At 61.9% G+C, this 23,349-nt stretch carries 24 protein-coding genes; 18 read left to right on the top strand and 6 right to left on the bottom strand.

The genetic code is table 11. The annotated features are described in order from the left end of the window. Nucleotides 1-47: 47 nt before the first annotated feature. Nucleotides 48-575: a 6,7-dimethyl-8-ribityllumazine synthase gene (locus V8G57_RS10175; RefSeq protein WP_342829285.1), complete on the top strand. Its 528-nt coding sequence runs from the start codon at nt 48-50 to the stop codon at nt 573-575. Nucleotides 576-639: 64 nt separating this feature from the next. Here V8G57_RS10175 and V8G57_RS10170 read toward each other — a convergent pair whose 3' ends face one another. From V8G57_RS10170 to gpmA, 5 genes are all read right to left on the bottom strand, one after another. Further along, nucleotides 640-2,442, bottom strand: coding sequence for an alkaline phosphatase D family protein (locus tag V8G57_RS10170; protein ID WP_342829284.1), 1,803 nt, complete (start codon nt 2,440-2,442; stop codon nt 640-642). 149 nt (nt 2,443-2,591) lie between these two features. Next, nucleotides 2,592-3,350: a HesA/MoeB/ThiF family protein gene (locus V8G57_RS10165; protein WP_342829283.1), complete on the bottom strand. Its 759-nt coding sequence runs from the start codon at nt 3,348-3,350 to the stop codon at nt 2,592-2,594. Nucleotides 3,351-3,455: 105 nt separating this feature from the next. Beyond that, entirely contained in the window at nt 3,456-4,967 is a 1,512-nt protein-coding gene (locus V8G57_RS10160; RefSeq protein WP_092395279.1) for a S41 family peptidase, read from the bottom strand. A gap of 3 nt (nt 4,968-4,970) precedes the next feature. After that, a complete protein-coding gene (locus V8G57_RS10155; RefSeq protein ID WP_425458265.1) occupies nt 4,971-6,410 on the bottom strand; it encodes a murein hydrolase activator EnvC family protein in 1,440 nt (479 codons plus the stop codon). A 74-nt stretch (nt 6,411-6,484) separates the two neighbouring features. Beyond that, a complete protein-coding gene (gpmA, locus tag V8G57_RS10150) occupies nt 6,485-7,231 on the bottom strand; it encodes a 2,3-diphosphoglycerate-dependent phosphoglycerate mutase (protein WP_092395273.1) in 747 nt (248 codons plus the stop codon). A gap of 189 nt (nt 7,232-7,420) precedes the next feature. Here gpmA and V8G57_RS10145 point away from each other — a divergent pair, with 189 nt between their 5' ends. The 17 genes from V8G57_RS10145 to V8G57_RS10065 all read left to right on the top strand — a co-directional run bounded on the left by V8G57_RS10145 (nt 7,421) and on the right by V8G57_RS10065 (nt 21,843). Further along, nucleotides 7,421-7,822, top strand: coding sequence for a rhodanese-like domain-containing protein (locus tag V8G57_RS10145; RefSeq protein ID WP_342829282.1), 402 nt, complete (start codon nt 7,421-7,423; stop codon nt 7,820-7,822). Nucleotides 7,823-7,870: 48 nt separating this feature from the next. Further along, entirely contained in the window at nt 7,871-8,134 is a 264-nt protein-coding gene (gene grxC / locus V8G57_RS10140) for a glutaredoxin 3 (protein WP_092395266.1), read from the top strand. A 123-nt stretch (nt 8,135-8,257) separates the two neighbouring features. Further along, nucleotides 8,258-8,761, top strand: coding sequence for a protein-export chaperone SecB (secB, locus tag V8G57_RS10135; RefSeq protein WP_092395263.1), 504 nt, complete (start codon nt 8,258-8,260; stop codon nt 8,759-8,761). A gap of 116 nt (nt 8,762-8,877) precedes the next feature. After that, nucleotides 8,878-9,336 carry an SH3 domain-containing protein gene (locus tag V8G57_RS10130; protein ID WP_092395260.1) on the top strand — a complete coding sequence of 153 codons (459 nt, stop codon included), beginning with the start codon at nt 8,878-8,880 and terminating at the stop codon, nt 9,334-9,336. Nucleotides 9,337-9,404: 68 nt separating this feature from the next. After that, the gene (locus tag V8G57_RS10125) at nt 9,405-10,421 is read left to right on the top strand and encodes an NAD(P)H-dependent glycerol-3-phosphate dehydrogenase (RefSeq protein WP_092395257.1); all 1,017 of its coding nucleotides are present in this window, start codon (nt 9,405-9,407) and stop codon (nt 10,419-10,421) included. 226 nt (nt 10,422-10,647) lie between these two features. Continuing rightward, complete coding sequence (gspG, locus tag V8G57_RS10120) at nt 10,648-11,100, top strand: type II secretion system major pseudopilin GspG (RefSeq protein ID WP_092395254.1); 453 nt, start codon at nt 10,648-10,650, stop codon at nt 11,098-11,100. Beyond that, the gene (locus tag V8G57_RS10115) at nt 11,100-11,585 is read left to right on the top strand and encodes a GspH/FimT family pseudopilin (RefSeq protein WP_342829281.1); all 486 of its coding nucleotides are present in this window, start codon (nt 11,100-11,102) and stop codon (nt 11,583-11,585) included. The genes gspG and V8G57_RS10115 overlap by 1 nt, the downstream gene beginning before the upstream one ends. Beyond that, complete coding sequence (gene gspI, locus V8G57_RS10110; protein WP_342829280.1) at nt 11,586-11,978, top strand: type II secretion system minor pseudopilin GspI; 393 nt, start codon at nt 11,586-11,588, stop codon at nt 11,976-11,978. It begins immediately after the preceding gene. Next, nucleotides 11,968-12,618 carry a PulJ/GspJ family protein gene (locus V8G57_RS10105; protein ID WP_342829279.1) on the top strand — a complete coding sequence of 217 codons (651 nt, stop codon included), beginning with the start codon at nt 11,968-11,970 and terminating at the stop codon, nt 12,616-12,618. Before gspI ends, V8G57_RS10105 begins: the two co-directional genes overlap by 11 nt. Next, nucleotides 12,615-13,598 (top strand): type II secretion system minor pseudopilin GspK, encoded by a 984-nt coding sequence (gene gspK, locus V8G57_RS10100; RefSeq protein WP_342829278.1) that lies wholly within the window; start codon nt 12,615-12,617, stop codon nt 13,596-13,598. Before V8G57_RS10105 ends, gspK begins: the two co-directional genes overlap by 4 nt. A gap of 14 nt (nt 13,599-13,612) precedes the next feature. Further along, nucleotides 13,613-14,899: a type II secretion system protein GspL gene (gene gspL, locus V8G57_RS10095; protein ID WP_342829277.1), complete on the top strand. Its 1,287-nt coding sequence runs from the start codon at nt 13,613-13,615 to the stop codon at nt 14,897-14,899. Continuing rightward, entirely contained in the window at nt 14,899-15,438 is a 540-nt protein-coding gene (gene gspM, locus V8G57_RS10090; RefSeq protein WP_342829276.1) for a type II secretion system protein GspM, read from the top strand. The genes gspL and gspM overlap by 1 nt, the downstream gene beginning before the upstream one ends. Nucleotides 15,439-15,492: 54 nt before the next feature. Further along, nucleotides 15,493-16,272, top strand: coding sequence for a type II secretion system protein N (locus V8G57_RS10085; RefSeq protein WP_371326565.1), 780 nt, complete (start codon nt 15,493-15,495; stop codon nt 16,270-16,272). Further along, entirely contained in the window at nt 16,269-18,560 is a 2,292-nt protein-coding gene (gspD, locus tag V8G57_RS10080) for a type II secretion system secretin GspD (protein ID WP_342829275.1), read from the top strand. The genes V8G57_RS10085 and gspD overlap by 4 nt, the downstream gene beginning before the upstream one ends. Continuing rightward, complete coding sequence (gspE, locus tag V8G57_RS10075) at nt 18,557-20,008, top strand: type II secretion system ATPase GspE (RefSeq protein ID WP_342829274.1); 1,452 nt, start codon at nt 18,557-18,559, stop codon at nt 20,006-20,008. The genes gspD and gspE overlap by 4 nt, the downstream gene beginning before the upstream one ends. Nucleotides 20,009-20,052: 44 nt before the next feature. Next, nucleotides 20,053-21,273 (top strand): type II secretion system inner membrane protein GspF, encoded by a 1,221-nt coding sequence (gspF, locus tag V8G57_RS10070; RefSeq protein ID WP_092395229.1) that lies wholly within the window; start codon nt 20,053-20,055, stop codon nt 21,271-21,273. 18 nt (nt 21,274-21,291) lie between these two features. After that, a complete protein-coding gene (locus V8G57_RS10065; protein WP_342829273.1) occupies nt 21,292-21,843 on the top strand; it encodes a type II secretion system protein N in 552 nt (183 codons plus the stop codon). 131 nt (nt 21,844-21,974) lie between these two features. Here V8G57_RS10065 and hslU read toward each other — a convergent pair whose 3' ends face one another. Then, complete coding sequence (gene hslU / locus V8G57_RS10060; protein ID WP_092395223.1) at nt 21,975-23,339, bottom strand: ATP-dependent protease ATPase subunit HslU; 1,365 nt, start codon at nt 23,337-23,339, stop codon at nt 21,975-21,977. Nucleotides 23,340-23,349 lie beyond the last annotated feature (10 nt).

Genomic DNA, 23,349 nt, shown 5'->3' with positions numbered 1-23,349 from the left:
TTCGATCCAACACGCCCTGTTTTATTTATTTAAACAGGAGTAGTCAAATGCAGCAGCAACACAATCCCGCAGTCGATATCAAATCAAAAACCGCCGGCGCCGCAGGCGGCGAACGCATCGCGTTCATCCAGGCTGGCTGGCATCGCGACATCGTGGACCAATGCCGGATCGCTTTTATCGCCGAAATCGCCAAGGCCGGCTACGGCGAGCAAGACATCGATTTCTTCGAAGTCGCCGGCGCTTTCGAAATTCCCCTGCATGCCAAACTGCTGGCCAACAGCGGCCGTTATGCCGCCGTGGTGGCGACCGGCCTGGTGGTGGACGGCGGCATCTACCGCCATGAATTCGTGGCGCAGGCGGTCATCAGCGGCCTGATGCAAGTGCAGCTGGAAACCGCGGTGCCGGTGTTGTCGGCAGTATTGACGCCGCATCACTTCCACGCCGGCGAAGAACATCATCAATACTTCTTCGAGCATTTCCTGGTGAAGGGCGCGGAAGCGGCCCGTGCCTGTGCCGACACCATCCAGAAGCTGCGGCTCCTGAAAGCCGTTCAGCCGGCCGCGCGCGCCGCCTGATTGCGCTAGCCGCCATCGCCCGCAGCGGACTGCGGACGATGGCGTTTTTTTCCTGGCGAACGCTCTAGACGTTATCTTCGACCTGCGGCACGGCCGATCCCTTGGCCAGCGTGATGCGGGTGCGTTTCAGCAATGGCTGCTGCGGCGCGCTGTTGCCGGCGGCGAGCGGTTTCACCTTGTTGAATACGACGACGATGCTGTCGCTGGTCACGGTGGCCGATGCGTAACCCTGGGCATCGTGGTCGACGTAGGCGAAGTCGGGATTGAAACCTTTCAGCAGGCTGTCGAAAGTCTGCGGGGTTTGCGTCAGCGCGCCGAGCAAGGGATTGACCGTCGCCGCGCCGGACTTGATGTAGTTGTAAAACGACTGGCTGCTGATGCCGGCCGCCAGGAAATCCACCAGCACCGGAGCGCTGGCCGGATCGGCGGGATTGGCGCGCACCACGCCGCACTGGAAGGCATGCAGGTCGCCGGTGATCGCCACCACGTTCTTGATGTTCTGGGTATTCAGGTAAGACAGCAGTTCCGCCTTGTGGCTCGGATAGCCGTCCCATGAATCGCAATTGATCACATACAGCTGGTTGTAGGGCGCGGGAATCCCCAGCGCCGGCGGCGACAGGTCGGCCCACATGCGGTTCAGCATGATTTCGTTGCCCCACACTTTCCAGGTCGCATCCGAATTCTTCAGGGTGTCTTTCCACCACTGCGTCTGCGTGACGCCGAGTATCGACGGCGGCCGTCCCAGCCTGGCGGTTTCCTGCGCTTCCATTTGCAGCAGGGTCGATTGCGGCACGAAGTAGCGCGCGCCTATCGAATCGTCGCCGTTGACCGGATCGTGTCCGGCCTGCTGCGCTACCGACTGTTCGCTGACGATGTGGTCGTCGCGATACAGGCGTTCGTCGGTCATGACCAGGTGCACCAGCTGGCCGAAGCGGAAATCGCGATAGATGCGGATGTTCTGGTAGCTGCTGTTGTTGAGGTCGAACGACAGGTCGCCGAAATCGATAGGCGTGTATTCGGCCCAGGCCTGGGTGGCGCTGCGCCGGCGTGCCGTTTCCTGCTTGTTCTGGTTGGTGTAGACCTGGTGATCCTGCCAGCAGTCGTCAGAGAATTCATGGTCGTCCCAGATCGCGATCACCGGGAATTTATGATGGATGCTCTGCAGGCGCGCATCGGTCTTGTAGGTGCGGTACAGGGTGCGGTAATCGCTGACCGTATTGGCGTACACGCCGCCGCCCGGGTGGGGCAGGCCGTTTGGCAAGGTAATCGGCTTGTGCGCCGGTTCGGCGCCGCCGGTCTGGAATGAAGCGCCGACGGTCTCATAGATGTAGTCGCCGACATGCACGACGAAATCCAGGTCTTCCTGCGCCAGCAGGGACATGGCTTGCCAATGGTTGACCGACCAGTCCTGGCAGGTAAACCAGGCGAAGCGCACCTGGCTGTTGCTGGCGCTGGCGAGCGGAGCGGTTTTGGTCTGGGCCACCGGGCTGACGTCGCTGCCGGCGGTAAAACGGTAGTAATAAACGGTATTCGGCTTGAGCTGCGTTACCTTGGCGCGTACCGTGAAGTCGTAGTCGGGGGTGGCGCTCAGGTCGGCTTGCGCCGCCAGGGAGGAAAAATCCGGCGTGGCGGAGACTTCCAGCCGCACTGCAATCGCAGCCGCGGCGCCGTTGTTGCGCACTACGCGCGCCCAGAACACTGCGCTGCTGTCTTTCGGGTCGCCGGAAGCAATCCCCTGAGGAAAAGCGAACTCCCCTGTGCCGCCATCGCTGCTGCTGTTGCTGCCGCCGCATGCGCTCAGCAACCCTGTGCTTGCCGCAACCACTGTGAAAAATGCCGAGCCTTTCAGAAACTGTCTGCGCTTCATCTCTTTTTCTCTCGCTTAGAGTTGGTCAATCGCCATCGCGACAGGGCACGACAGCAGACCGTAATCTAAGGTACGGGCGGCCGTTGGGGAAAGAGAAATATGAGGATGCGAAGAAAGCTACTAATTGCCGGAAGCTGCTTGCATCCGGCTCAAGAATGATCCTGTTTGCCGCATACCGGACAGCCGGCATCGCGGGCGACGCCGATGCGGGTCCATTCCATGCTGCGCGCGTCCAGCATCAGCAGCGAGCCCGATAGCGAGGTGCCGATGGCGGCGATCAGCTTGAGCGCTTCGGCCGCCTGCATGCTGCCGATGATGCCGACCAGCGGCGCGAATACGCCCATGGTGGAGCAGGCGACTTCTTCAAATTCCCGGTCCGGCGGGAACAGGCAGGCATAGCAGGGCGAGCCGGGATCGCGCGCGTCGAATACGCTGACCTGGCCGTCGAACTGGATCGCCGCGCCGGAAACCAGCGGCACCCGGTGCGCGACGCAGGCGCGGTTGATGGCTTGCCGGGTGGCGAAGTTGTCGCTGCAGTCGATGACCACATCGGCATCGCCGATCAGCTGGCCGAGACGCGCCTGGTCGGCACGTTCCGCCAGCGCCACGACCTGGATATCGGGATTGATTTGCGTCATCGCGGTTTTGCCGGAGATGACCTTGGCCTGGCCGACGCGCTCGCTGGTGTGCAGGATTTGCCGCTGCAGGTTGGTCAGGTCGACGCTGTCGTTATCCACCAGCGTGATGCGGCCGACCCCGGCCGACGCCAGGTACATGGCCACCGGCGAGCCGAGGCCGCCGGCGCCGATGATCAGGGCGTGCGCCGCCAGGAATTTCTCCTGGCCGGCTATGTCGATGTCATCCAGCAGGATGTGGCGCGAATAGCGGAGTAATTGCTGGTCGTTCATGGAAAGCTGCCAAATAGGTAAAACTGCGGAATTTGCCGGAATTTGCCGTATCTCGGCCAAAAAAAAGGCCGCATCGCTGCGGCCTTAGTGTAGCGTGAAAAACGATTATTTTTTCTCGTCCTTCGGTTCATCCTTCTTGATGATGGCGCCGTCGGCCGGAGCCGGCTTGTCGTCTTTGGATGGCTTGGCGTCCTTCTCGGCTTCCGAGCGGTTTTCCGGTTTCACCTTGGACACTTGCACCGGCAGGCCCTTCAGCTGGTTCAGCGCTTGCGCCAGCTGGAAATCGTCCTTGCTGCCGAACTCCAGCGGCTTGCGTTTCTTTTCGGCTGCGGCGATGTTCTGCGCTTCTTCCAGTTCGTCGACCTTGGGCGCCTTGACTTCCGGACCCTTGTCGGTATCGTTGCTCAAGTGCTTGGTCAGGTCGGCCTCGCGCAGGCGCAGGCCGTTCAGGCCGTCGCCGTCGGCATATTCATCCACCATCACATCCGGTACGATGCCCTTGGCCTGGATCGAGCGGCCGTTCGGCGTGTAGTAGCGGGCGGTGGTCAGCTTGACCGCGGTGTTGCGGTCCGGCGGCAGGGCGATCACCGATTGCACCGAACCCTTGCCGAAGGTTTGCGTGCCCATGATGGTGGCGCGCTTGTAGTCTTGCAAGGCGCCGGCCACGATTTCCGAGGCGGAAGCGGAACCGGTATTGACCAGCACCACCATCGGCACCTTCTTCAGCGCTTCCGGCAGGCGCGCCAGCGGATCATTGCCCGGATTGGCGTAATACTCGCGCTTGGCGTAGAACGAAGCCTTGGAGCTCGGCAGCTGGCCGTTGGTGGTGACCACCACCGCATCCTTGGGCAGGAAGGCGGCGGACACGCCGATCGCGCCTGGCAATACGCCGCCCGGATCGTTGCGCAAATCCAATACCAGGCCCTTCAGGTTCGGTTCCTGGGCATAGATGGCGGCGATTTTCTTGGCCATGTCATCCACCGTCGGTTCCTGGAACTGGGTCACGCGCAGCCAGGCATAACCCGGTTCGACGACTTTGCCTTTCACGCTTTGCACACGGATTTCCTGGCGCGTGATGTTGAAGATCAACGGCTTGTCTTCTTCCTTGCGCGAGATGGTCAGGCTGATCTTGGTGTTAGGCTCGCCGCGCATGCGCTTGACCGCCTGCTCCAGGGTCAGGCCCTTGACCGGGGTGGCGTCGAGGCGGGTGATCAGGTCGCCCGCCTTGATCCCGGCGCGGTAGGCTGGGGAATCCTCGATCGGCGACACCACCTTGATGTAGCCGTCTTCCATGCCGACTTCGATGCCGAGGCCGACAAACTTGCCTTGGGTGCTCTCGCGCAGTTCCTTGTAAGCCTTCTTGTCCAGGTAGGCGGAATGCGGGTCGAGCGAGGCTACCATGCCGGAAATGGCTTCGGTCAGCAGTTTCTTGTCGTCGGCCGGTTCCACGTAATCGGACTTGATCAGGCCGAAAATATCGGCCAGCTGCCGCAATTCCTCCAGCGGCAATGGCGCCGCGGCGCTTTTCTGCGCAATGGCGTCGAACTGGATGGAGGCGCCTATCCCTGCAATGACGCCTAAACTGATCAGACCGATATTCTTGAGTTTACTGCCCATGTTTCACCTAGTAGTTACCCATCCGAGTGGGTCAAACGCACGGCCCTGATGCCGAATCTCAAAGTATAAACCCGATTGTTCATTGCCGCCGCTGTTGCCGGCGCTGGCAATGACGTCGCCGGCTTTCACGGCATCTCCGGGACGCTTCAATAATGCCTGATTATTACCGTAAATCGTCATGTACTGGTTGCCGTGGTCGACAATGATCAGATTGCCGAAGCCGCGCAGCCAGTCGGAAAACACCACCCGGCCGGCAGCCACCGCCTTCACTTCGCTGCCTTCCGGGGTGCGGATGAACAAGCCTTTCCAGCTCGGGCCGTCGCCGCGCTTGCTGCCGAAGCGCGCCATGACGTCGCCGCGCACCGGCAGCCGGAGCTGGCCGCGCAGGGATTCGAAGGGCTTGCCGTAGGCGTTGTCGGCTTCCGGCGTCAGTTCATTGCGCGCCAGCGGCGCCGGGGCGGGCGTCGGCGTTGCGGCTACTGCCGGCGGCGGCTGGTCATCGTCGATTGCGTCCGGATTGGGGACTTTCGGTCCCGCCGGGGCAGGCCCGGCAGCCGGCGGTTTCCCAGCCTGGGCCGCGCGCTGCTGTTCCAGCAGGCGCTGGCGTTCGCGTTCGCGCGCAGCCTGGGCTTGGGCCTTGGCTTGCGCCTGGGCCAGTTGCTGCTGGCGCAATTTCTCGCGGGCTGCGGCCTCGACTTTCTTTTGCGCTTCGATCAGTTCCGCCAGCTTGTCGACCAGGCCCGACAGGCGCTGGTCGTCGCGCTGGATGTTGCCGGCTTCCTTGCGCTGGCTCGCCAGTTTGCTGGAGAGCTGGGTCAGCAAGGTAGCGCGCTTGGACTTTTCCTTTTCCAGCAGGTTTTTCTGGTCGCGCTGTTCCTGGGCGATTTCGTCGAGGTCGTCCTTGGCGTCCTGGGCTTCGGTCTGGTTGGCTTCCACTGCGGCAAGGTTGGCGCGCAGCGATTCCAGCAGCCGCGCTTGCGCCTGCGAAACATACCCCATGTACTGCAGGTCGCGGTTGATGCGGTTCGGGTTGTCGCCGGACAGCAGCAGCTTGATGCGGTCTTCGTTGCCGGCGACGTACTGCTGGCGCAGCAGGTTGGCCAGCTGGGCCTGCTGCGAAGCCACGGTCTTGCTCAGCTCGTCATGCTGTTTCGCCAGCTTGGCCAGTTTGGCTTCGGTCTGCTTTTGTTCTGCGCTCAGATCGCGCAAAGAGCGGGTGGCCTTGGAAACCGCGGCTTCGGAATCGGCCAGGGCGTCGCTGGCGTTGTCTTTCTCGGTCTCGGTCTGGCTGATGTCGCGCTTGAGGTTGTCCAGCTTTTGCCGCAGGTCGGCGCGCTGCGCTTCTGCCGCCTGTTTTTGCTTGCTGCGCTCGGTGATCTTGGCGGCGGCGCCGGCGTCCGCGGGCAGGGCTGCCGCCAGCGTCGCCGCCAGCAGCAGCGCCAGCGGCCACGCCGCCGGCGGACGGCCGATGGCGCGACTGAGCTTGCTGCTGCCGAAGAGCTTGTCCAGCGAGATATTTATTTCGCTTTCCCCTGGCTGGCGACGGCGTTCATCGCCGCTGCTATCGCCGCCTGGTCGCCAAGGTAATAACTCTTGATCGGCTTCAGGTCGGCGTCCAGTTCATAGACCAGCGGCTGGCCGTTGGGGATGTTGAGGCCGACGATATCCTGGTCGCTGATGCCGTCCAGCATCTTGATCAGGGCGCGCAAGCTGTTGCCGTGGGCTGAAATGATGATGCGCTTGCCGCTGCGGATGGATGGCGCGATTTCGTCGTTCCAGAATGGCAATACGCGCGCCACCGTGTCTTTCAGGCATTCGGTCAGCGGGATCTCTTCGCGCTTCAGGCCGGCGTAGCGCGGGTCGTTGTAGGAAGTGCGCGGATCGTCCGCTTCCAGCGGCATCGGCGGCGTGTCATAGCTGCGGCGCCACACCATGACTTGCTCATCGCCGTATTTGGCAGCGGTTTCCGCCTTGTTCAAGCCTTGCAAGGCGCCATAGTGGCGTTCGTTCAGGCGCCAGTGGTGCCGGACCGGCAGCCACATCAGGTCCATCTCGTCGAGCGTGCCCCACAGGGTGCGGATCGCGCGTTTCAATACCGAGGTGTAGGCCAGGTCGAAAGTGAAACCGGCTTCGCGCAGCAGCTGGCCGGCCTGCCTGGCTTCCGCCACGCCTTTTTCGGTAAGGTCGACGTCGACCCAGCCGGTGAAACGGTTGGCCAGGTTCCAGGTGGATTCGCCGTGGCGCATCAATACGATCTTGTACATAGTGGTAAGTTTGCTAACTAAGAGTAAGAAATCTATTGTCCGCCATTGGAATTCAGCCAAGGACTCCGCATTTACATGGTGGCAGGGTAAATGGGGCGCAAAGGTTTTTTCGCGGGACCCGATACGAATTGAATGGCGCCTCAGCTTCTATTTTATAATGGCGGGATTAACTAATACCATTGGATCAACGTGAAATTCTTGATTGATAACATTTTTCTGTTCGCAGTAGCAGTTTTATCGGGTGGCGCACTGTTGCTGCCCTTGTTGCAAAAACGCGGTAACCGGGTATCGACCTTGCAGGCTACCCAGCTGATCAACCAGGGCAAGACACTGGTGCTGGACGTGCGCGACAGCGCGGCTTTTGCCGCCGCCCACCTGATCGACGCCAAGAATATTCCCTTGACGGACTTGCCGCAGCGCATGGTTGAACTGGAGAAGTTTAAAGCAAAGAACGTGCTGGTGGTATGCCAGACTGGCAACCAGGCGACCAAAGCCGTCGCCCTGCTGGGCCAGGCCGGGTTTGCCCAGGCCTATAACCTGGAAGGCGGGATCGCTGCCTGGCAGACCCAGGGTCTGCCTACCGTCAAATAACGCAGCCGGGATCCCCTGGATCCGGCTCAGCCAGCACAAGGAACAACCATGACCGCCCATGTACTAATGTATAGCACCGCCGTGTGCCCGTATTGCATTCGCGCCGAACAGCTGCTGAAGGCAAAAGGCGTGGAAAGTATCGAGAAGATCCGGATTGACCTCGATCCGGCGCAGCGCGACACGATGATGCAAAAGACTGGCCGCCGCACCGTGCCGCAAATTTATATCGGCGCGACCCATGTCGGCGGTTTTGACGACTTGCATGCGCTTGATCGCGATGGCAAGCTGGAGCCCCTGCTGCAAAGCGCCTGATTTTCGGCAACTAATTTTCGTCAATTAGTCCTGCGATTCAGGTATTGTTGCGGATTGTACTGATAGCTGGCCGGATGGCTTGTCTGCCGTCCGGCTAATTTAAATGTTAACTGAAAGAGTGTCATGGCTGAAGAGAACCAACAAGTTGAACAACCGGTGTTCCAGATTCAACGCGTTTACCTGAAAGATTTGTCGCTTGAACAACCGAATTCGCCGGCCATTTTCCTCGAACAGGAAGCACCGCAGATCGAAGTAGCGGTGGATGTCGGCGCCGAAGCGCTGGCCGAAGGCATTTTCGAGTCGACTGTCACGGTTACCGTCACCGCCAAGGTGAAAGACAAGGTAGCGTTCCTGGTCGAGGGCAAGCAAGCCGGCATTTTCGAATTGCGCAACATTCCTACCGAACAGCTGGATCCGTTGCTTGGCATAGGCTGCCCGAACATCGTCTACCCTTATCTGCGCGCCAACCTGGCAGACGCCATCACGCGCGCCGGTTTCCCGCCTATCCACCTGGCTGAAATCAATTTCGAAGTGTTCTATCAACAACGCCTGCAAGCGCTGGCCGAGCAACAGCAAAAGGGCAGCGGCGACAGCATCGCGGTTGACGGCACGTCGGCGATCAACTGATTTTGCACGGCAAGCGGGGCAGGGCCGCATAGTTTCATCCTGCCTGGCGCCAGACGGCGGCAGGCAGGATGTCGCTGGCCTGCCCTGGAAGTATTCTCGCAACTGGAGAGCAACAGATGAATTTTGCACGCATAGCCGGTTCCATCGCTTTGTCGTCGGCCAGCTTGCTCGGCGTTGCCGGTTCTGCCCACGCGCTCGATTTCAAGGCGGTCGGCGCGGCGCCGGTGGTGCTGTACGATGCGCCTTCCGAAAAAGGCCGGCGGGTAGCGGTTGCGCCGCGCGGCATGCCGGTCGAAGTGGTGCTGACGTACGGCGAATGGACCAAAGTGCGCGATGCCAGCGGCGATTTGTCGTGGCTGCAGTCGAAAGGCCTGGTCGCCAAGCGCAACCTGCAGGTCAGTGTTGCCAACGCCAAGATCCGGGCCAATCCTGACGATGCCGCGGCTGTGGTGTTTACCGCCGACAAAGGCGTGTTGCTGGAACTGGTCGATCCGGTAGCGTCCGGCTGGGCCAAGGTGCGTCATCGCGACGGCCAGGCCGGTTATGTGAAGGCGACCGAGGTATGGGGCGATTGACCTTTGCCTCGCCCATTTTGGTTTTACATGTTTGATGGCCGCCCGTGTCTTCTGAACCCATCCCATCCATGAACATCACCATACTCGGCGCCGGCGCATGGGGCACCGCGCTGGCCATCGCATTGGCGCAGCGCCATGACGTGCTGTTGTGGGGACGTAATCCGGCCGCCATGGCCGCCGCCGCCGCGCAGCGCGAAAATACCGTTTACCTGCCCGGTTTCGGCTTGCCCGACACGCTGGCTCTCAGCGCCGATTTTTCGCAGGCGCTGGCGCACGTAACCACCGCTGCACAGGCGAAGCAGAGCGAAGCATTGCTGATCGTCGCTTCTTCCGTCGCCGGTTTGCGCGAACTGGCGCAGCAGCTGCAAGCTTTTCCCATTCCCAATATCGTCTGGCTATGCAAGGGCTTTGAAGAAAGCACGCGCCTGCTGCCGCACCAGATCGTGCGCCAGGTGCTGGGCGATGCAGTTCCGGCTGCGGCGCTGTCCGGGCCGTCTTTTGCGCAAGAAGTTGCGCGCGGGCTGCCTTGCGCCTTGTCGGTCGCCAGCGCCCACGCCGGGTTGTGCGAGCAGGTGGTGGCGGCGGTCCATGGCGACAATATCCGCGTCTATTCGACCGACGACGTGGTCGGTGTCGAAGTCGGCGGCGCGGTAAAGAATATCCTGGCGATCGCCACCGGCGTGGCGGACGGCCTCGGGCTTGGCTTGAATGCGCGGGCCGCCTTGATCACCCGCGGCCTGGCGGAAATTACGCGGCTCGGCATCGCCCTCGGCGGCCGCAGCGAGACCTTCATGGGCTTGTCCGGGGTCGGCGACCTGATACTGACCTGCACCGGCGACCTGTCGCGCAACCGCCGGGTCGGGCTGGGCTTGGCGCAAGGCAAGCCGCTGGCTACCATCGTCACCGAACTCGGCCATGTCGCCGAGGGTGTGCGATGCGCCGCGGCAGTGCGCGCCCTGGCCCGGGAATGCGGGGTCGACATGCCGATCACCAATGCGGTGGCCGGCGTTTTATTCGACGGCGATTCGCTGCAGTCCGTGATGGAACTGCTGTTGTCGCGCAATCCGCGCGAAGAGGCGGCGTAACTCGCGGCCGCCGGTTTTTTTGCGGATCGGGCACGGCGATGCAATGTCGCAGTGTGCGTTTGAAGTAGTATCATTTCTTTGTGTCGAATCAATGACAAAACCTGGATAGATACACTGGTCAGAATTAAGTGCCTCTCTCATGCTTATTTGCAACGATTGCAGCATATAATCGCCCTTTCCAAACATGTTCATGGTTTTTTTGATAAGGAAAGAAATGCATAGCACAATGTTTCCTGCCCTTCGGCGCCGTTCCACGCTTGCCATGCAACGCGGCTTCACGCTGATTGAAATCATGGTGGTGGTGGTGATCATGGGGATCCTGGCGGCATTGGTGGTGCCCAAGCTGATGGGACGCACCGACGATGCGCGGATCCAGGCCGCGCGCCAGGATATCGGCACCTTGATGCAGGCGCTCAAGCTGTACAAGCTGGACAACCAGCGCTACCCGACCACCGAACAAGGCTTGCAGGCGCTGGTCGCCAAGCCCACCAACGGACCGGCCGCCAACGGCTGGAAGAGCGGCGGTTATATCGACAAGCTGCCGAAGGATCCGTGGGGCACTCCTTATCAATACCTGTCGCCCGGCATCAAGGGCGAAGTCGACATATTCTCTTACGGTGCGGATGGCCAGCCGGGCGGCGAAGGTAATGATGCCGACATCGGTTCGTGGGACTTGTAATGTCCACAATGGCGCATCGCAATCTGCGCCAGGGTTTTACCCTGCTGGAACTGCTGGTGGTGGTGGTGATTGCCGGCATCACGCTGGGCGTGGTCTCGCTTAACGCCTTTCGCAGCGATCGGCAGGTCATGCAGAACGATGCGCAGCGCATCGCCTTGCTGCTGCAATTGACGCGCGAAGAAGCCATCTTGCGCAACCGTCCCACCGCTTTCGAAGCCGACGCCAACGGCTACCGTTTCCTGGTGCGCGAAGAAAGCGGCTGGCAGGCGCTGACCCAGGACGACATGCTGCGCCAGCGCGAATTCAAACGCACGCCCATGCAGCTATCGATGAATCCGGCGCCGACCGAAGCGTCGGCGCCGGATACGCTGCGCATCACCTTCGGCCGCGAACCGGTCGACAAGCCGTTTGCGCTGACCATGGCCAGCGGCGACAGCAGCGTCGTCATCCGCGCCGATGGCATCGGTCATTTTGCGGTCGAATAAATGTTTACGCCGAAACCGCCTCCCCATCGTCATCAAGCCGGTTTTACCTTGCTGGAAGTGCTGGTGGCGCTGGTCATCGTCGGCACGGCGCTGGGCGCCAGCCTGCGTGCGGTCGGCAGCCTGACGCAGAACAGCAGCGGATTGCGCGCCGCCATGATGGCGAACTGGTCGGCGGAAAACCGGCTGACCCAGATCCGTCTCGGCCATGAATGGCCCGCGATCGGCAATCGCAGCTTCGATTGCCCGCAAGGCGACTTGCCGCTGCGTTGCGAAGAAAAGGTATCCGGTACGCCGAATCCGTATTTCCGGCGGGTCGAAGTAGCGGTGTTCGCCGACGCCAGTTCTGACCGGCGCATCATCAACTTGTCGCAGGTGGTGCCGAATGCGCGTTAGCAGCAAAAACGGCTCGTCCGGCTTTACGCTGGTTGAGATGATCATTGCGATCACCATCCTGGCGATGGTGGCGATACTCGGCTGGCGCGGGCTGGACGGGATCGTGCGGTCGCGGGTTGCGCTGACCACCGAAATGGAGCAGACGCGCGGCATGCAGCTGACGTTTGCGCAGCTGCAAAGCGATTGCGCCCAGATCGCTCCGCTCAGCCTGATGTCGGCGCGGCCCACCTTGCTGGCGCAGCCGGGGCGCCTGCTGATGGTGCGGCTGGTGTTTGCCGACCAGCAGCCGACCCGTGTCCAGGTCATCGACTACCGTCTGCGCGACGGCCGCCTGACGCGCCAGGAGTCGGCGCCCACGCGCGACCTGAACCAGCTCGACAGCATGTGGCAGAGCGCCCTCAACGATGCCGGCGACAGCAGCCAGGCAGTGCTGCTGCAGTCCGATATCGCCAGCATGCAGATGCAATTGTGGGGCAGCGACGGCCAGGGCTGGCGGCCATCCGCCGCGGCCGCCGGCACTGGCAGCCAGGACAGCACCAACGTCAACGCCAACCGCTGGACCGGCCTGCAAGTCGCCCTGCAGCTGCGCGGCCATGACAACAGCACCATGGCCAAGACCTTCCTGCTGGGGGCGTCATGAGCCGGACGCAGCGGCCGCCGATGCATTACGCACAACGCGGCGTCGCGGTGGTGACCGCCTTGCTGCTGACGACGCTGGCGGTGACCATCGTCGCCAGCCTGTTCTGGCAGCAGCAGGTGCAGGTGCGCTCGATCGAGAACCAGCGCTTGCAGCTGCAGAAAGACTGGATCATGCGCGGCGCCCTGGATTGGGCCAGCATGATCTTGCGCGCCAGCGGCCGCCAATTCAACTACGACCACCTGGGACAGCCGTGGGCCGCGCCGCTGGCCGATACCCGCCTTGACCAGTACGTGGAAGACGGCCAGCCGGCCGGCGATGCCGGTGACGCCATCCTGTCCGGCAGCATTGTCGACGCCCAGTCGCGCTACAACCTGAACAACCTGAGCCAGAACGGCGTGCCGATTCCCGACGAGGTGGCGGTGTTCAAGCGCCTGCTGGGCTACCTGCACCTGCCGACCGGCCTGGCGACCGCCACTGCGCAAGCCATCGCCAAAAGCCAGCCGATCGTCAATCCCGCCGGACAGCAGACCGCAGCCAAGTCGGACAGCAGCGCTTTGCCCTTGCTGCAGGTGGACGACCTGTTGTCGGTGCCCGGCTATACCCCGGCCATGGTGAAGCAATTGCAAGACTTTGTCGTGGTGCTGCCTTTGGCCGGCGCCGCCATGCCGATCAATGCGAATACCGCGCCGGCGGAGGTGCTGGCGGCCCGTTTTGCCGATTTGTCACTGGCGGAGGCGAATACGCTGATCGCCGCACGGCGTACGGCGCCGTTTCTCGATACGGCGAATTTATCGACGCAAATGTCAAACCTGTTCGGGAAAACTTTTTCGGCGAACGCCAATGTGGCGGTCGCCAGCAACTTTTTTTTGGTGTACGGCAAGATTCGAATGGGGCGCGCGGGTCTCAATACCGTATCCTTGATACAGCGTCCTACCAATAACCGGGCCGGCAGCACTATAGTGTGGATTAGAGAACAATAAATGGAAGATGCGTTTTGAGTACCTTATATATCCGCTTACCCGCCAGGGCCACGCTCGATAGCGCGGCGGCAGTGGCCATGCCCGATTGCCGCTTCGCGCTGGTGGCCGACAGCGGCCGCATCGAACGCCAGGGCGCCGAGCAGCTGTCGGGCCTGGCCGAGGTTATTGCCGGCGCAACGCGTGTGGTGGTGCTGCTGGCCGCGGCCGACGTCAACCTGCTGCAATTGCAGGTGCCGCCGCTATCCGACGCCAAACTGAAGCTGGCGTTGCCGAACCTGGTGGAAGAACAACTGCTGGTCGATCCCTTTGACTGCGTGATCGTAGCCGGGCGCAAGCGCAGTGGCCGGGCCGCGGCGCAGGTTGAGGACAAGCAGCGCCTGATTGCCGTGGTCCAGCGAGACTGGCTGGAGCTGCTGGTCAAGACCCTGTTGGCGCTGGGCGCGCATAATCTGCAAGCCTGGCCAGCCCAGCTCTGCCTGCCCCTGCGCGAACCGGACACGGCCGCTGCAGCCATCACCGATCATGGCGGCGACATCGACGTCGCCTTGCGCACCTCGGCCGAACAGGGGTTGGGCTGGTCCTTGTCGCCCGCTTCCGGACAGTCCGTGGCGCAAGGCGTCCTGGACAGCATGGCGGCAATTGTGCCGCAGCTGCCGGTCACCTTGTATGTGCCGCAGTCCAGCCTGGCGCAGTACCAGGAACTGGCGCAGCCGCAAGTGACGGTGCTGGCCGACGACTGGTCGCACTGGATACCGGGCGCCCAGGACCTGGCGCGCACCGGCGTTGACCTGATGAGCGGCCTGACCGCGAGCGCAGCCGGCACCGAGTTCAGCTGGCGCCGCTGGCGCTGGCCGCTGGGATTGGCGGCAGCCGTGCTGCTGGTGAATGTCGTCAGCCTCAATTACGACTGGCTGCGCATGCGGCGCGAAGCCGCCAGCCTGCGCGCCGGCATGATGCAGAGTTATCGCGCGGCCTTTCCAAAAGAAACCGTGATCGTTGATCCGATTGCCCAGACCAGGCAAAAGATCGCCGCCGCGCAGCGCGACGGCGGCCAGCTGGCGCCTGACGATTTCCTGGCGCTGGCGTCCATATTCGGCGCGGCCTGGGCCGGATCGCCGCAAAGCGCGGACATCGCGGCCATCAGCAGCGTCGAATATCGCGACCATCATTTGCTGGTGCGCTTGAAAAACCCGGCCGACGCCGATGCGGCGGAAGCGCAGGTCAAGAGCGTGCTGGAGAGCAGCCAATTAACACTGAGCAAGCCGGCTAGCGGCGCATGGCAGATCGGGAGCCGCAAGTAATGTCGACACGTAACCAGCTACAGCAATCCTGGGAAAAAATCAGCACCCCTGCAAGCCAGTATTGGGCGCAAAGAAACCAGCGCGAACGCCGCCTGCTAGGTGCGGCCGGCGCGCTGATCCTGGTCGCCGTGATTTACCTGCTTTTGCTGGACCCTGCGCTGAGCGGCCGCGCCCGCTTGCAGAAAGACTTGCCTGCGTTGCGCCAGCAAGCCGCTGAATTGCAGTCGTTGACAGCCAAGGCGGCGTCCCTGTCCGGCCAGCTGGCTGAACGGCCGGCTGCGCCGCTCAGCAAGGAGGCGGTCGAGACAGCATTGAAAATCAAAGGTTTGACCCCGCAAAGCGTGACGCTCAGCGGCGACATGGCCAAGGTGCAGTTGTCGGCAGTAGCATTTGCCGGGCTGCTAGACTGGCTCGATGATGCGCAGAAGAATGCTCATTGGCAAGTGGTAGACGCCAATGTCAGTGCGGCCGGCGGTGCGAATGCGCAGCCGGGCATCGTCAATGCCACGGTCACGTTGTGGCAGCAAAAGCATGAGTAATGGCCGCATGTGGCTGGCGTTGTTATCCGGCTTCCAGGAAATTTGATGCGTGGCTTGAGTAGAGTATTGGTGTGGGCGGCGGTGGCGTTGCTGAGTACGCTGGTCACGGTGTCGGTCTTTTTACCGGCTGCCTGGCTGGCGCCGCTGCTGGAAAGCCGCACCGGAGGCAGGCTGACGCTAGGCGACGCCCAAGGTTCCTTGTGGCGCGGTTCGGCCTTCATCGGCGCCGCGCCCAGCGGCAAGGATGCCGTGACGGCGTTATTGCCGGGGCGGTTCGCGTGGCGCCTGTCGCCGCTGGTTTTGCTGGGACGGGTCGACGCGACGCTGGAGAATGCGCAAGTGTTGTCGGCCGCGGTCAGCATCCGCGGCAGCTGGAGTGCGTGGAGCATCAGCCCGGCCAGCATGGTTTTGCCGGCCGAGCGCCTGGCGGCGCTGGGCGCGCCCTTGAACACTTTGCAGCCGTCGGGCAAGATGCAGCTGGGCTGGCAACCGCTGACGCTGGCGCGCAACAGCGCCGGCGGAGTGGATATCAACGGCGTGATGACGCTGGACCTGCTGGCGATGGCGTCGCGCTTGTCGCCGGTCAAGCCGCTCGGTAGCTATCGGCTGCGCTTTGACTGGCAGGGCAGGCAGGCAAGATTGACGCTGGCGACCCTGGGCGGAGCCATGCTGTTGAACGGCAGCGGAAAACTGCAAGACGGCCGTTTTCAGTTTTCGGGCACCGCGGAAGCGGCGGCAGGACAAGAGGAAAAGTTGGCGACCTTGCTCAGTTTGCTCGGTCAGCGTCGCCAGGTGAATGGCAGAAATGTTATCGGACTAGAGTTCAAATCATGAAAGATAAAATGTATTCCGCACTACTTTCAAGTACATGCAACTGGCGCAGCGCCGCCGCCATCGCCTTGCTGACCTGCGCCACTGCCGTCGCAGCGCAGCCGGTGCTGGGCACCTCCGGAACTGCCACCGAGGGCGCGAGCGGCCAGGCTGTGATGAATTTCGTCGGCGCCGACATCGAGTCGGTAATCAAGGCGGTCGGCCAGTACACCAACACGACTTTCATTGTCGATCCGCGCGTCAAGGGCAGCATCAACCTGGTGTCGGAAAAGCCGCTGAGCAAAACCCAGGCTTTCGACCTGCTGGCCTCGACCCTGCGCTTGCAAGGCTATGCCGTGGTGCGCGGCGACGGTTTTGTGAAAGTGGTGCCGGAAGCCGACGCCAAGCTGCAAGTGGCGCCAACCCGCCCGGCCAGCGTCCGCGGCGACCAGATCGCCACCCAGATTTTTTCGCTGAACTATGAATCGGCAACCAATATCCTGCCGGTGCTGCGGCCGCTGATTTCACCCAACAACACCATCAACGCCAATCCGGGCAACAACACGCTGGTGGTGACCGATTACGCGGAAAACCTGCAGCGGCTGGGAAAAATGATCGCGGCGCTCGATGTGCCGGCGGTCAATGACCTTGATGTGATTCCGGTGCGCTACGCGGTGGCCAGCGATATCGCCGTGATGGCGAGCAAGCTGCTCGATTCGGGCTCTGCCGCGCCGGGCGCCAGCGATAGCGCGCGCACCATGATCATGGCTGACTCGCGGACCAATTCGGTGGTGGTGCGGGCGCCATCGGCAGGCCGCGCCAACCTGGCCAAGTCGCTGATCGCCAAGCTCGACCAGCCGACCGCCAACGCCGGCAACGTGCATGTGGTTTACCTGAAAAACGCCGACGCCGTGAAACTGGCCAAGACCTTGCGCGCGATTGTGTCGCAGGATACGTCGATGTCGAACATCAGCCAGGCGAAGAGTTCCAGCAGCAGTTCCGGCGGCATGTTGCAGGGGTCGAGCGGCAGCAGCGCGCTGGGCTCCAATAACAATTCGACTGCACCATCGACGCCGTCGTCGCCGTCTTCCGACAGCGCGTCCCAGTCTTCCGGCAGCGGCAGCGGCGCCGCGGGCTTTATCCAGGCCGACGACTCTACCAATACCCTGATCATCACCGCCAGCGAACCGGTCTACCGCAATATCCGCGGCGTGATCGACCAGCTCGACCAGCGGCGTGCCCAGGTATATGTGGAAGCCTTGATCGTCGAGGTCACGGATAGCGCGGCGAGCGAAATCGGCGTGCAATGGCTGGCCTTGAGCGGAGATTCGAACAGTAATTACCGGGTCGGCGGCGGCACCGGCTTTACCGGCACCAACACCGGCATCACCAGCGGCAACCTGTTCAACACAGCTATCGGCCAGGCGATCAATACCGGCACCACCACGTCGGTACCGACTGTCGGCAGCGGCTTGCAGCTCGGCATATTCCGCCAGATCGCCGGCAAGATCGGTTTGGGCGCCTTGGCCAGCGCCTTGAACTCGACCACCGGCAGCAATGTGCTGTCGATGCCGAACCTGCTGACGCTGGATAACGAGGAAGCCAAGATCATCGTCGGCCAGAACGTGCCATTTGTCACTGGTTCCACCTTGACCACGGGAGCCGGCACCAGCAGCCCGTTCACCACTATCGAGCGCAAGGACGTCGGCACGGCATTGAAGATCAAGCCGCATATTTCGGAAGGCGGAACGGTTCGCCTGGAAATTTCGCAAGAAGTATCGGCAGTCGTTGCCGGCACTGCGGGCGCTACCAATGGCCCGACGACGACCAAGCGTTCGCTGGATACGAATGTCGTGATCGACGATGGCGAGATCATCGCCTTGGGCGGCTTGATTGGCGACAACAACCAGAACGGCGTGCAAAAAGTCCCGCTGCTGGGCGATTTGCCGTTTATCGGGAATCTTTTCAAATACCAGTCCGGTTCCCGCGAAAAAACCAACCTGATGATATTTTTGCGTCCGATCATCGTGCGCGACAAAGACACCAGCAACCTGCTGGCCGTCGATCGTTACGATTACATGCGCAAGCAGCAGATCAAGGTGCAGCCGGACAAGAGCATCCTGACCGATTTCGGCTCGTCGGTGACCTCCAAGCTGGAAGACGGCGGCCCATTCATCGATCTGCGCAAGCAGGCTGTACCGGACGGACAGCACCAGCCTGCTCTCGAGCAGCCTCAGCCTCAGCCTCAGCTGCAGATGCCAAAACCGGCGACCGTTCCTGCGCCAGGCCTCTTGAATGACAGAGCGCCATGAGCGATCCCAGGATGACCGATACGCGCCTGCTGCCCTACGCTTTCGCCCGCGATTTTTCATTGCTGGCGCAGCGTATCGAGGATGCCAACGGCGCCGACAACGCGGTCGAGTTATGGATTTCCGAGGCAACCAAGCCTAGCGCGATCGCTGAGGCCAGCCGCCGCTTCGGCCGCGTCAAGTTCCGTACGCTGTCGCGCGAGGAACTCGACGAGGCGATCGCCAGGGCCTATGCCGGCGCCGGCGGCGACGCCGCCCAGGTAGTGGACGAATTCGAATCCGATCTGGACCTCGCCAAGCTGATGCAAGACATGCCGGCGATCGAGGACTTGCTGGAATCGTCCGACGATGCGCCGGTGATCCGCATGATCAATGTGTTGCTGACACAAGCACTGCGGGAAGGCGCTTCCGATATCCACATCGAACCGTTCGAGCAGATTTCGGTAGTGCGTTTCCGCATCGACGGCAGCCTGCGCGATGTGGTGCGGCCAAAGAAGGGAGTCCATGCCTCGCTGATTTCCCGTATCAAGATCATGGCGCAGCTCGACATCGCCGAAAAACGCCTGCCGCAGGATGGACGGATTACCTTGCGTGTCGGCGGCAAGCCGGTCGACGTGCGGGTGTCGACCTTGCCCACCGGCCACGGCGAACGCGCTGTGTTGCGTCTGCTGGACAAGGAAGCGGGCCGGCTTGACCTGCAGCACCTCGGCATGAGCCCCGCAGTCCTGCCCCAGTTCGACCGCCTGATCGCGCAGCCGCACGGCATCGTGCTGGTCACGGGGCCGACCGGCTCGGGCAAGACCACCACGCTGTACGCCGCGCTGTCGCGCCTGAACACCAGCAGCACCAATATCCTGACGGTGGAAGACCCGATCGAGTATGAACTGGCCGGCGTCGGCCAGACCCAGGTCAATGCGCGCATCGACATGACTTTCGCCAAGGCCCTGCGGGCTATCCTGCGGCAGGATCCCGACGTCATCATGATCGGTGAAATCCGCGACCTGGAAACCGCGCAGATTGCAGTACAGGCTTCGCTGACCGGCCATCTGGTGCTGGCGACCTTGCACACCAACGATTCTGCCGCCGCGGTGACGCGTTTGCTGGACATGGGGATCGAACCCTTCCTGCTGTCGTCTTCCCTGCTGGGAGTGGTGGCGCAGCGCCTGGTGCGGAAACTGTGCACCCATTGCCGCCGTCACGACGGCGAACTGTGGCATGCGGTCGGTTGCGAACAATGCGGCCACACCGGCTACCACGGCCGGGTCGGCGTCTACGAACTATTGCTGACCACCGATGAAATTACGGCGCAGATCCATAACCGGGCGTCGGAAGCCGAGATCCAGCAGGTAGCGCTGCGCAACGGCATGCGCACCATGCGCCAGGATGGCGAACGCTGGCTGAGCGAAGGCATCACGACCCAGGCCGAACTGCTGCGGGTCACCAAAGAATGACCGAAAAGAATGACTGAAAAACCAGCGAAGAGTAGAGGACCAGAGTGCCAGCATTTCGTTACGAAGCGGTAGACGCCGCCGGCAGCACCGCCAAGGGCGTGGTGAATGCGGACAGCGCCAAGATGGCGCGTGCCGACCTGCGCGCCCAGGGTTTGCTGCCGCTGACGGTGGAAGCCATCGCGCAGCAGGTGGACGCTGCCGGCAACCTGAAACGGCGTGGTTTCGGCGAACATCTGTCGACGGTGGAAATCGCCTTGTTTACACGCCAGCTGGCCAGCCTGCTGGAAGCCAGCCTGCCGCTGGAGCAGGCTTTGACGGCGCTGCTGGAACAGTCGGAGCGCAATTACCAGCGCGACCTGATCGCATCGATCCGGTCCGACGTCATGGGCGGCGCTTCCCTGTCCAGTGCGCTGGCCGGCCATCCGCGCGATTTCGCCGAAATCTACCGGGCGCTGGTTGCATCCGGTGAACAGATCGGCCAGCTGTCGCGCGTGCTGTCGCGGCTGGCCGATTACATCGAGCGCCGCAATTCGCTGGTGCAAAAGGTGAAGCTGGCGTTTACCTATCCGGCGATCGTGACCGTGGTGGCCTTCGTGATCGTGATTTTCCTGTTGACCTATGTGGTGCCGCAGATCGTGTCGGTGTTCGCAAATACCAAGCAGAAATTGCCGATGCTGACAGTGATGATGCTGGCCACTTCCGACTTTGTCCGCAACTATGGCTGGATCGTCCTGATCGTGGTGATTGTGCTGTTCTACAGCTGGCGCATGGCGCTGAAAAACCCGGCGACCAAGATGCGCTGGCATACCTGGCTGCTGAATGCGCCGCTGTACGGGAAATTCGAGCGCAGCTTGAATACCGCCCGTTTTGCCAGTACGCTGGCAATTACCACCGGCTCGGGCGTGCCGATCCTGAAAGCGCTGCAAACCAGCCGCGATACGCTGTCCAACGTCGCCATGCGGCAGCAGGTCGACACTGCCGCCACCAGCGTGCGCGAAGGGGTGGGCCTGGCGCGTGCGCTGGCGGCACACAAACATTTTCCGCCGATGCTGATCCACATGATCCGGGCCGGCGAAGTGACCGGTGAATTGCCCGCCATGCTGGAGCGCGCCGCCAGCGCCCAGGAACAGGATTTGGAACGGCGCGCCATGACCATCGCCGGCTTGCTGGAGCCGGCCCTGATCCTGGCGATGGGGGTAGTGGTGCTGTTGATCGTGCTGGCGGTGCTGATGCCGATTATTGAAATCAACCAGTTGGTGCGTTAGGACAAAGTCAGGAAAAGCGTGAAACTGCAAATAACAAAAAAACTCGGCCGCCAAAGCAAGCGCCTGCCGGAATTCCTCAGCCTGCTGCTGTTCATGCTGCTGTGCGCCTGCACGGCATACTGGGTGATGCAACTGATCAAACCGCAGCTGCGCGCGGTGACCGCGCCGCCGCAGGCGGAACGGGCGCAGATCGATGTTTCGCTCGCGGCGGGACTGTTCGGCGGCCGCGGCACGGTGACGGTTGCCAGCAACTACCAGCTGCTGGGCGTGGTCGCGGCGAAACAAGACGGCGAAAGCGTGGCGATCCTGAGCGCCGACGGCAAGCCGGCGCAGGCGGTGCGGCAGGGCAAGGAGCTGCTGCCGGGAACCAGCGTCAAGGAAGTGCACGCAAGCTATGTCTTGTTATCCGAGGGCGGGGTCCTGAAGCGTGTGATGCTGCCGGAAGATGCGCGCACCAAGTCGGGACTGGGCGGCGCTTCGCCAGTGCCGGCGCCGGCCCAGATGATGCAGCAGGCGCCTAACCAGGATCTGCCGCCGGAACAGCCGGCGGTGCCGGTGCAGGATAAATAGGGCCGTAATTGATAAAAGCTGAAGACCATCAAAAACATTCCCGTTTTAGACTGCTCAAGCAATAAATAACGGGCCTGTTCCATCGGCTAGCGGCTTACCGCCGGGGACCAGCCCGGCGGCAATGCTACCGCTTACAGCACATAACGCGACAAGTCTTCGTTCACCACCAGGGCGCCCAGGCGCTCATCGACATAAGCCGCATCGATCACCATGGTTTTTTCGGTAGCGTTGGTCGCCGAAAACGAGATTTCTTCCAGCAGTTTTTCCATTACCGTGTACAGCCGGCGCGCGCCGATATTCTCGGTTTTTTCATTGACCGAGAAAGCGATTTCCGCCAGCCGCTGCACACCTTCCTTGGCAAACTCCAGCGTGACGCCTTCGGTGGCTAGCAATGCTTCGTACTGCTTGGTCAGGCAAGCGTCGGTGCCGGTCATGATCCTTTCGAAATCGCTGATCGACAAGGAATCGAGCTCGACCCGGATCGGGAAACGGCCTTGCAGTTCCGGGATCAGATCCGACGGTTTGGCCAGGTGGAAAGCGCCGGATGCGATGAACAGGATGTGATCGGTCTTGATCATGCCGTACTTGGTGTTGACGGTAGTGCCTTCCACCAGCGGCAGCAAGTCGCGCTGCACGCCGGCGCGCGAGACATCGGCGCCTCCGCTGTTTTGCGAGCGAGTAGCGATCTTGTCGATCTCGTCCAGGAACACGATGCCGTTTTGCTCAACGTTGCTGATGGCTTTCTGCTTCAGTTCGTCTTCGTTGACCAGCTTGGCGGCTTCTTCCTCGATCAGGACTTTCATCGCATCCTTGATCTTGATCTTGCGGTTTTTCTTGCGGTTGCTGCCGATGCCGGAAAACATGGATTTGATCTGCTCGGTCATTTCCTCCATGCCGGGCGGCGCCATGATTTCCATCTGCGACGCAGCTTCCGACAGTTCTATCTCGATTTCCTTGTCGTCGAGTGCGCCTTCGCGCAGCCGCTTGCGGAAAGTCTGGCGGGTATTCCCATCCTTGCCGCCTTTGTCGCCATTGCCTTCGTTGTTGCCTGGATCCTGTTCGGGATGAAAGCCGAAATCGCGCGCCGGCGGCACCAGGATGTCGATCACCCGGTCTTCGGCGGCGTCTTCCGCACGGGTGCGGACCTTGCGCATCTCAGCTTCGCGGGTTTGCTTGATGCCGATGTCGATCAGGTCGCGGATGATGGTATCGACATCGCGTCCGACGTAGCCCACTTCGGTAAACTTGGTGGCTTCGATCTTGATGAAGGGAGCATCGGCCAGCTTGGCCAGGCGCCGCGCGATCTCGGTCTTGCCGACGCCGGTAGGCCCGATCATGAGGATATTCTTCGGCGTGATTTCATGACGCAGCGGTTCCGCGATCTGCTGCCGGCGCCAGCGGTTACGCAATGCGATCGCCACAGCGCGCTTGGCGCGATCCTGGCCGACTACGTGTTTGTCCAGTTCTGAAACGATTTCTTGGGGAGTCATGTTCATGGTGTTGGGT

The sequence above is a fragment of the Collimonas rhizosphaerae genome (assembly GCF_038896935.1).
Classification (GTDB): domain Bacteria; phylum Pseudomonadota; class Gammaproteobacteria; order Burkholderiales; family Burkholderiaceae_D; genus Collimonas; species Collimonas rhizosphaerae.
Note: the sequence above shows the minus strand (reverse complement) of the source record. Positions and strands in the feature narration are given on the sequence as shown.